Annotated in this window: 9 protein-coding genes; 3 read left to right on the forward strand and 6 right to left on the reverse strand. The window is 39.0% G+C overall.

Annotated elements, in window-relative coordinates:
• The first annotated feature begins 33 nt into the window (after positions 1-33).
• Positions 34-990: a haloalkane dehalogenase gene (locus XEN7305_RS08050; protein ID WP_158500388.1), complete on the forward strand. Its 957-nt coding sequence runs from the start codon at positions 34-36 to the stop codon at positions 988-990.
• Positions 991-1,007: 17 nt separating this feature from the next.
• Here the strand turns inward: XEN7305_RS08050 and XEN7305_RS08055 are convergent, their stop codons facing one another.
• Both XEN7305_RS08055 and XEN7305_RS08060 read right to left on the reverse strand, forming a co-directional pair.
• On the reverse strand, positions 1,008-2,048 hold the full coding sequence (locus XEN7305_RS08055; RefSeq protein ID WP_006508893.1) for an anthranilate phosphoribosyltransferase family protein: 1,041 nt from the start codon (positions 2,046-2,048) through the stop codon (positions 1,008-1,010).
• A gap of 25 nt (positions 2,049-2,073) precedes the next feature.
• A complete protein-coding gene (locus XEN7305_RS08060; protein WP_006508894.1) occupies positions 2,074-3,018 on the reverse strand; it encodes a LysR family transcriptional regulator in 945 nt (314 codons plus the stop codon).
• Between the two features lie 44 nt (positions 3,019-3,062).
• On the opposite strand from XEN7305_RS08060, the gene XEN7305_RS28965 reads away from it, so the two are divergent.
• Positions 3,063-3,209 carry a hypothetical protein gene (locus XEN7305_RS28965; protein ID WP_158500389.1) on the forward strand — a complete coding sequence of 49 codons (147 nt, stop codon included), beginning with the start codon at positions 3,063-3,065 and terminating at the stop codon, positions 3,207-3,209.
• A gap of 736 nt (positions 3,210-3,945) precedes the next feature.
• On the opposite strand, the gene XEN7305_RS28595 is transcribed toward XEN7305_RS28965, so the two are convergent.
• The 4 genes from XEN7305_RS28595 to XEN7305_RS30010 form a co-directional block, all read right to left on the reverse strand.
• The gene (locus XEN7305_RS28595) at positions 3,946-4,146 is read right to left on the reverse strand and encodes a hypothetical protein (RefSeq protein ID WP_144053217.1); all 201 of its coding nucleotides are present in this window, start codon (positions 4,144-4,146) and stop codon (positions 3,946-3,948) included.
• Between the two features lie 1,254 nt (positions 4,147-5,400).
• A complete protein-coding gene (locus XEN7305_RS08070; protein WP_006508897.1) occupies positions 5,401-5,817 on the reverse strand; it encodes a hypothetical protein in 417 nt (138 codons plus the stop codon).
• Positions 5,818-6,389: 572 nt separating this feature from the next.
• A complete protein-coding gene (gene fetB, locus XEN7305_RS08075; protein WP_006508898.1) occupies positions 6,390-7,166 on the reverse strand; it encodes an iron export ABC transporter permease subunit FetB in 777 nt (258 codons plus the stop codon).
• A gap of 14 nt (positions 7,167-7,180) precedes the next feature.
• Complete coding sequence (locus XEN7305_RS30010) at positions 7,181-7,303, reverse strand: hypothetical protein (protein ID WP_006508899.1); 123 nt, start codon at positions 7,301-7,303, stop codon at positions 7,181-7,183.
• A gap of 310 nt (positions 7,304-7,613) precedes the next feature.
• On the opposite strand from XEN7305_RS30010, the gene XEN7305_RS08080 reads away from it, so the two are divergent.
• A complete protein-coding gene (locus XEN7305_RS08080; RefSeq protein WP_006508900.1) occupies positions 7,614-9,494 on the forward strand; it encodes an ABC transporter ATP-binding protein in 1,881 nt (626 codons plus the stop codon).
• Positions 9,495-9,610: the final 116 nt, after the last annotated feature.

A 9,610-nucleotide genomic window follows, 5' to 3' on the forward strand; every position in this document is an offset into this window, starting at 1 on the left:
TTTAGTTTATTTGCTCTCCCTATAAATTTTGGTTTGTCAAATAATCTTGCCTGGGCAGACACAGTTAACCCCTGCGAGACTTCAGCTATTACCGCCGATTTTCCCTATAAATCAAATTATATTGAAGTCTTAGGCTCAAAAATGCACTACATCGACGTGGGATCAGGAAAGCCCATACTCTTTATTCATGGGAATTCTGGATGGTCCTATGTTTGGCGTAATATTATCCCCTTTGTGATTCCCCAAGGTAGGGCGATCGCGGTTGATCTAATGGGTATGGGAAAGTCAGATAAACCAGCAATTGACTACAGTTTTGCCGATCATTACCGCTATTTAGAAGCATTTATTGCAGCTTTAAATCTTCAAGATATCACTTTAGTGGTTCATGATTGGGGTTCGACTTTGGGATTTCATTATGCTAGTCGTCATAAAGATAATGTCAGGGGTATTGCTTTTATGGAAGCTTTCATCCCACCATTTTTCCCCGTGGACAATATTCAACAAATGGGAGAGGAATTAGCTGAGGTTTTTGGTGCGGTGAGAAGTTCTCCCGAAGGGCAAAAACTAGTTTATGAGCGCAATATTTTTATCGAAGAACTGTTATCGAATGCCATCTTGCGAGATTTGAGCGACGCAGAACTAGCAGCCTATCGTTGTCCTTATCTACAAAAGCCGTCTCGTAAACCGCTGTTAGTTTGGGCAAGCCAAATTCCGATCGCGGGGGAACCTCCCGAGACAGAGACGATAATTAATCAATATAGTGAATGGTTACGCCAAACAACAATTCCCAAATTGCATTTCTATGTTTCTCCTGGTGGTTCTCTCAATCCTCCAGAAGTTGCGCAATGGACAGCTCAACATTTTCCCAATATTGAAACTCATTACTTAGGTGAGGGGTTACATTATCTAGAAGAAGATTATCCTGAAGAAATTGGTCGAGCGATCGCAGACTGGTTGAGACGCATTGAAACAATTAATTGTGACTACTAAAATTATGAATGCGTAAGTCAAACATTTACTAATTGATGCAATTTATCTTTGATTTCTCCATTGATCAGCATCTTTTCGGCGAGGTCAAATCCTGCTTGCAAACTGGGACAAACTCCAAAATGCCAGAGATAGAAGCCACCATTAAGAATGACACTAGGCATTAATTCCTGATTATTTCCGGCGATCGCACCCTGAATTTGCTCGATAACTTGGGCTTCCGATTCAAAAGTGACATCATGACCTTGCAAGCCAAAATCTTGGGGATGGAACATAAATTGCCGCCAACCAGTTGCCTCGTCACATATCCCAATAATCCCTGTACGATTGCGAGAAAGATCGCAACTACCTTCTAGTCCCTTAACCGTTGTGTAATTCTTAACTCCTCGTAATTCAAAAGTCTTTTGGAAACGTTCTGCGGTGGGAGGATGGACAAACCCAGAAACGATCGCAACATCTTCGAGCACTGGGGACCAAATTAATTCTGCGGTAGCGAAAGGTGGACGTTTACCAATTTGTTCGCGATAGGTAATTAAATTATGAGCTTGGGGGAAATGTTGGGGCAGATAAACAAAGCCAATGCCAGTTTTCGCTAAAAAACTTTGGGTTTCGGATAAAGAAAAGCTAGTAAAATCTACGCCCAAGGCTTGCCAAATTTTGACCAAAGGAATGCCATATTTAGTTGGTATGCGATCACCGCCATGCAAGATTACAGGAACCCCCGCAGCAGCTAAGATTATAGCGGTGATAACTGTGAGAGGAACAGTTCGCGATCGCCCATCATAGGGATTACCAAAAACCACAGGAGGATGGGGAAATTTTAAGTTTTGGATTGTCAATCTAGCTGCCAACTCATCATAAGCATCCAACATTCCTGCTAACTCCTCAGGAGTCGGACGCTTGATCCGATGGGCGATCATAAAAGCTCCGATTTGCGCAGGAGTGGCTATTTCCTGCAACAGCATAATGGTTGCTTGATATGCTTCTTGGCGAGTTAGACCTTTACTCGTATGAGTACCGCTACCAACCTTTTTTAATAGTTCTCGAAACTCATCACTCATGATCTTTTTTCCTCGTTCCCTGTCTTTATTTTTGTTCCTTAATGGTTTTTGCTACTAAATTACAAAAATGAGCTATCGGCGGTATTTTCAAGCGATCATGGGTTGTGACCATTACAACTTGGCGTGTTAGATTATCATTACCATCTGAATCCTCTGAGATCGTTTGATCTAATTCAACAGGTGTGGCAATCGGCCGAATTGCCAAAGTTGGGTCCTCAAGAGAACCAATTAATGCTCCTTGAGGTAATAAAGCTAGCATATTTCCTTGGCGGACAACACCGCGAAAGGCATCTAGAGTATTCAGCTCCATCACGGTTTTTAGTTCTAAATTTTGACGAGTAAACCAATCTTGGACAAATCTTTGCATCCCATAGCCATCTTTAAAGACTACTTGAGGATATTCAGCTAATTTTTCCAGGGGAATCTGTTCATATTCAGTAAGAGGATGGTTTGCTGCCATTAAAACCCCGATTTGTTCTTTATAGAGCGGAATGACTTCGATTTCTGCTGAATTAGTCAAAAAACGATTATTCATCACGATCGCAATATCTATTAAACCATCTCGTAATACTTTTAACGCGCGATCGCTTCCTAACGCAGTCACTCGCAATTGGGTTTCGGGGTAATCGGCACAAAATTGCGGCAAAATTGGCGGCAAATAGTGAGCGCAAACTGAATGAATTGCGGCAACACATAGTTCTGGCTGTTTGCCTTCGATTAATTCAGCACAATCATGGGCAGCACGTTCCCATTCCTGACAAATCCTTTGAGCGCGCGGCAATAATTTTTCGCCCCCCACAGTTAATTTCGCTTGAGAAGTACGGTGAAAGAGGGTTAAGCCCAAGTCTTTTTCTAAGGATTGGATTTGACGGCTAATTGTAGACTGGGTAACACCTGTTTTCTTTGCGGCTTGTCCAAAATTACCTATTTCTACTATGGCTAAAAAAGTTTGTAACTGCTCGATACGCATAGATAACTGTAAAGATCCTTGGTTTGCAATTTCTTCATCAGATCATGACGATATCGGATTTAAAGTATTTCTTTGGTATAGAAAGTTACAGAACTTTAGATTTTGAACTCAAGATGGTGCCGCCGTTAGAAAGTAATGAGCCCCTTACGGGGGAAGCAGAGGACATAAGGGAAAAATACCCCGAAAATTAAATAATAGAAACTAATCATTAAGTATAGACAGTCAATCTACTTGGTAGGTTAACCATGAAGTTATGAACACTCTGATAAATTCCACGAGAGCTTTTGGGAATAATAGTTAGAACTCATATGTAATTACCTTAATTAATGGTCTTAGTTGCTAGATTAAGCAATTAAGATCAATTTTTTGACAAAAAATGCGATCACTAATGTTAATCTTGGTGATCGCAGTAGAGATATATAGGTTAGAAAGAAAAATAAGTTAATTTTAGTATTCCCAAATCTTGGCATCTTCCTATCAGTGGCAAACGAGATCGCTAATCCCATCAAGCGCGATCAAAGTGCCAAGTTGACACTTTGATTTTTTTACTTAATCACGACTTCTAGTATGATACATAGGCGAAATTGCGATCTCGCCCTATGAATATCATCAAAATTCTCAGCATCGAAAAGTTTATCCTAGCTGTCTACTACACTCCGCCAGGCAGCTTTAAATATTCAATTGTTGATAAGCATGGGGTAGTGTTCGAGCCTTACGAAATATACTATTCGAGCGAAGCGGCTGAACGAGAAGGGAAAAAGACGATCAATATTGCATCGAGCTAGCGATCGCGCGTGGCGCTTCCGTCGCACAATCTGGCACAATAGTAATATGAGATTCATTGTTCCCCTATAGTCATTGCTAAGCTAAGGGTTTTTCTGATGATAGATTGCTCTAAAATTTTGGGAATACTAGTTTGATGCAGATTTACCACTTGAGTAACTTTGGTCGAGCCATCTCGCAACCAAGGTTATTTTTTTGCAAAAATGCGATCGCAAATTTAATGCGATCGCAACTGAGGGGTATAGCCCCGAGGAAAAATAAGTTGGTTTCATTATTCCCAAGTTTTTCTGTTTTCCTGTCAGTAGCAAACGAGCTCGCATTCCATCTTAAGGATCGCGATCTCATTTTGGAGTATAGCTTCAAGACCAGAAATCTCAAACATTTATTAAATTATTTGATTTTTAGCGAAAAATTTTGGGAATAATATCAATAATCTTGTTTTTTTAGGGATATGGTTCTTACCACTAGGTATTAGTACCCTAAACTATTGTTTAAACAAGAAATGCGATCTCTAATAAAAACATTAGAGATCGCAGTATACTATGCAAATTTGGAAAACGCTATTAGTGTTCCCAAACTCCATTACAAATAAACAAACATTGTAGTTTGATGTTTGGAAGTTTTGCCCCCTTGGTCTGTCGCTGGGGGTTTTATTATTAGATGGACATCTATATTTAATTCAAGCTTCCATAACACAATAGTTCGGATAGTTTTTGAAAAAAACTCGAAAAGCCTAATTTATCGTTAGCTTTCCCAGTCTAAAATAAGGCTCAAACGCCTATTATTTCGTTAGCGATTAATTTTTGTCCGAACTATTGATAACACATATAATTTAAAAAATAGAGATCACATAGCTCCACCTAAATATGCGATCTCTATAGAAGATAATCACTATTCACATAATTCCCATCAATTAATAAAAAAGCTCATTGATGTATTATGTGCTACCATTTCGCCCAGCACTATTCGTGTGATGGATTTATAAGCCCCTAGTCTAGAAAATACTAGGGATTTTATTATTTGTCAGCGATCGCATTGTAAAATGCAAATATGTATTTCTATTTAATCCAAGACTCTAATACCAATGGCATTAAAATTGTTATTTCCAAACGCCGACAGAAACACCTCCGACAGCTCCAAACTGGAACTTTGGGGAACTTACTTTATATATCGGGGGCTCCAACCCATTATCAACTAAGACAAAGTTTCCAATTAGTCGTTACTAGCTTATGGTTTTAGTACAGAGAAATCTAATGATGATTGCTTTCCTGATAATTGTTTCGCTATAGCTCCAATAATATCTCTTAGCTTAGCCACAAAAAAGCGACCTCAAGGGAGGCCACGTATCCAATACAAAGCGAATACTAGTCTAACACCTGTAAATCAAAGTAAACAACTATTTACTAACAAAAATAACAATTTTTCATCGTTTTCAAAAGTAAAAGCGACTGCGTCCTATCCAAAGTTTGCAATCGCCATTAGGGTAATTAATCCTTACTAGCACTGCATTTATACTGCACAAAAGTTACAAAATAGACAAAACAAAAGCGACCACTTATTGTGCTGGCTTCATAACCACTCTCACATCAGTACCAATTTTTATCTTCTATCTTTCTCTAAATTAAATTCGTAGTCATTTATTAATGTCCCTACCCAAGCAGGACGGGCTGAGTCGAGAACGACTTTCTCACCATCTTCCTCAACAACAAGAACATGATCGCCAATAGCACCGACGGAAGAAGAACAGCGAAGAATCGTCCCATCCTCCAATGATACTGATGCGGTTCCTCCATAATGCCCAACTACTTTTCCTAACTCATAGTCATCCCAACTCATTTGAGGTTTGCCCTTGTATTCTTGATGCCCTAGAGACTGACTAAGGTAAAGAGGCTCGGCCAAAAGATGCTGTGTAGGATTAGGATTAGCTTTTGCAGTACCAACTATTCCTAGTAACAAAGAAATCGCAAATAGACTACCACTTATAAGTCCTAGATCATTCATTTTAATATTAAGCATTTATTTCATCCTAACTAATTAATTACGCAACAAAAACTCCCAAGGGACATGTAAGACACAACCCTTGGTTTCCTATTATTTACAGGAACGCAGGCCCCACATTAACAGGAATAAATGGAAAACTTAGAAAATTATTTATCTGTAAGACAACTATACTCATCTTACAAATTGTCGAAGAAAGAAAATCTTAAAATAAAATAAAGTCAATATTCCATAACATACTAATCTTTTAAGTCAAAATATTTATATACTTGGTCAGTATGACAATTATTGACAGTTTTTCTGAGTAGTAATGAGGACAACTCGGAATTCACAGAAGCTTTTAAATTCCAGTAATTATTTCATCTCATTACTTCTACATAACTACCTGAAGAGGAATAGGCAATAGGTTTAGAGCTTAAGATAACCAAATAAATAATATGAGAATAGAATGATCCACATCATGCCATAGACAAAACTTACTTTCTTTTTATAAGAACTGGGCTTGTCACTTATCATTATTAAATTAATGACCACAAGAATTGGTAGCAAAATAAACAATATATTATTGAATATCATTAACTATTAATCACTCAAATAATCAACTGTAAATTCTTATTGAAAAATTTTCGATAAAGACTTTCTGTAATCAAAAAAGTTGCAATTAAATTAGTAAAGACAATCGCAAATAAAATTAAAATCTGATAGGAAGCTGCATTTAGAGGATCAGTCCCAGCCAATACTTGACCCGTAAACATTCCTGGTAAAGTAACCAAGCCCACAACCATCATTGTATTTAATGTGGGAATTAAACCTGTGCGCATTGCTTCTTTTTGATAATCGAAAATTGCCTGCTTAGGAGTTGCCCCTAAACACAGATGAGTTTCGATTTCCCGCTGGTTTTGCTTAAGAGAATTAATTAGGCGATCGCCTGCTAAGGAAGCACCATTCATCGCATTGCCCAATAACATACCCGTTAAAGGAATAAGATATTGTGGCTCGTACCAAACAGGCGGTTGCACGATCGCAACAATAATATAAGCAACGCTTAAGCCCGTACTGGCGATTAAAGACAACCAAACCAGGGGCAATAAACCTTTTCTCTGTTGATCTATGCGGTTTCGCGCTGTAATAGCAGCAACAGAAAGCATAAAAAAAATCACCATCAACACAGCGATCGGGTGATTAAGGGCAAAAACCAAATCCAGGACATAACCTACTACCAAGAGTTGTAATAGGGCACGCCCTGCACCAAAAAAGAATTGTGATTCTAAACCTAATTTCTGCCATAGGGATAACGCGATCGCCATCCCGATCAGACCTAATGCTAAAGCAAGATCAATGACATCTAATTCAATAACATTATTCATTTATGTAAGAAATATTACAGTGCATTGCTAGCCATGCCCATCAGTACAATTACCATTACACTAGTAAAGGCTAAAACCCCAGCCAAAGCAAAAGACTGTCCCAAGTGAGAAGACGAAGATGAAGATGAAGCTCTCATAATTATTACCTCTGTAAATTAATTTGTACTATTTTCTTATCTAGCTTTTATGAATAAAAAATAACTTGTGAAATACCTTAGTAAAAAGAAGGGATCCCAAGGGGATCAGGAAAAAACTAGCAAATACTGATTTTTGGCGACTCACGAAAACGAGAATCCTAGTAGCCCTGATTATAAATATAAAACTTAGAATAGTACTAATAAAAGCAATATTTGTTCATCTTGCGAAATATTACTTAAGCATAAATTGTAATATTACTTAAAATGGAACCAGGCAATTATTCAATTCAGTAATTCAAAAAACCCAATTATGACTTCATCCGTTCTTGATGTTCGTAACCTCAAAATACAATTTGCGACGGAAGATCAAACCGTTGTTGCGGTGGATAATCTCACCTTTGAACTCAAGAAAGGGGAAAAACTGGGAATTGTAGGGGAATCTGGTTCGGGAAAATCCGTCACCTCATTGGGCATTATGGGCTTAGTTCCTACTCCTGGGAAAGTGACTCAGGGAGAAATTTGGTTTCAACAACCAGAACAATCTCCCATAGAACTAAATAATCTTCAAGAAAATCAGAGGAGAAAATATCGCGGGGGAGAGATTGCTATGATCTTTCAAGAACCCATGAGCGCTTTGAATCCCGTCTATAATATTGGGTTTCAAATTACCGAGGCAATTCTGTTACATCAAAATGTTTCCCAGATCGAAGCCGAAAGAAAAGCGATCTCTCTATTACAAGAAGTGAAATTGCTCCCCAGCGATGAGCAGTTACGGGATAATTACATTGCTGAGACTGGCGAGACTAGCGATCGCACAATTACACGTTATCTAAATGAGCAGAAAAGAGAGATGCTCAACCGTTTTCCCCATCAGCTTTCAGGGGGACAGTTGCAACGGATTACTATTGCGATGGCGATTTCTTGTAATCCTACTGTATTAATTGCCGATGAACCGACAACAGCTTTGGATGTGACTGTTCAGGCTACGATTTTAGATCTGTTACGGGAATTATGCAGTAAACGGGGCATGTCGCTAATTTTTATTACCCATGATTTGGGAGTAATCGCGGAGTTAGTAGATAAGGTTGCGGTAATGTATCGCGGCAAAGTGGTTGAGGCAGGAGAGATTAAAGAAATTTTTGCTAATCCTAGCCATCCCTATACCAAAGGGTTGCTGGCCTGTCGTCCTCGTTTGGATCGTAAGTTACAAGTTTTGCCTACCGTAGCAGATTTTATGGATGTCGAAACGGGGAGCGAGGGCGAGATTGTGATTAAAGAAAAAACTGCGGATTTATCTGCAATCGCATCGGCAATTGTGACTCCCGAAGAACAAGAAGCAAGATTAAATAAGTTACTCAAGGACGAGCCTTTAATCTCAATTCAAAATCTTAAAGTCGGGTTTCCTATCAAGGGCATGTTTGGCCAAACCCAACGTTATTTTATGGCGGTAAATGATGTTTCTTTTGATGTTTATCCTGGAGAAACATTAGGTTTAGTAGGAGAATCTGGTTGTGGAAAATCTACTTTAGCCAGAACTATTATCAGATTGATTACGGCAAGATCAGGAAAGATCCTGTTTCGGGGAGAAAATATTGCCAATATTCCCTCAGGGGATCAGCGGTTAAGAGCTTTGCGTCGTCAAATGCAAATCATTTTTCAAAATCCTTATAATTCGCTGAATCCTCGCATGTCCATTGGCAATGCGATCGCAGAACCGATGTTAGTCCATAAAACTGGTGGCAATGGGCGTAAGCGCAAGGAAAGAGTAGCTTATCTCCTAGAAAGGGTTGGTCTAAGTGCTAATCTGATGAATCGCTATCCCCATGAGTTTTCTGGCGGGCAAAGACAACGAGTTTGTATTGCTCGGGCTTTGGCTTTGCAACCACAATTTATTATTTGTGATGAATCTGTTTCGGCGTTGGATGTTTCGGTACAAGCGCAAGTCTTGAATTTGCTCAAGGAATTGCAAGCTGAATTTGGGTTGACTTATATTTTTATTTCCCATGACTTGAGTGTGGTTAAGTTCATGAGCGATCGCATTGTGGTGATGAATCAAGGAAAAATTGAAGAGATTGACACTGCTGAAGAGATTTATCAAAATCCGAAAACTGAATATACTCGTCAGTTGATTGCTTCGATTCCGACGGGGGAATTGAAAATTGACAAGCGACCCCGCGCCGAACCTCTCTAAATCTCTCCTGAAAGGAGAGACTATATTGTTCCCCTTCCTGTAGGAAGGGGTTAGGGGTAGGTGGCGCAAGGGAACGCGCGAGTTTGAAAATTAAAAATTAAAAATGAATTATCCTG

Source organism: Xenococcus sp. PCC 7305 (assembly GCF_000332055.1).
In the GTDB taxonomy this organism is placed as follows: domain Bacteria; phylum Cyanobacteriota; class Cyanobacteriia; order Cyanobacteriales; family Xenococcaceae; genus Xenococcus.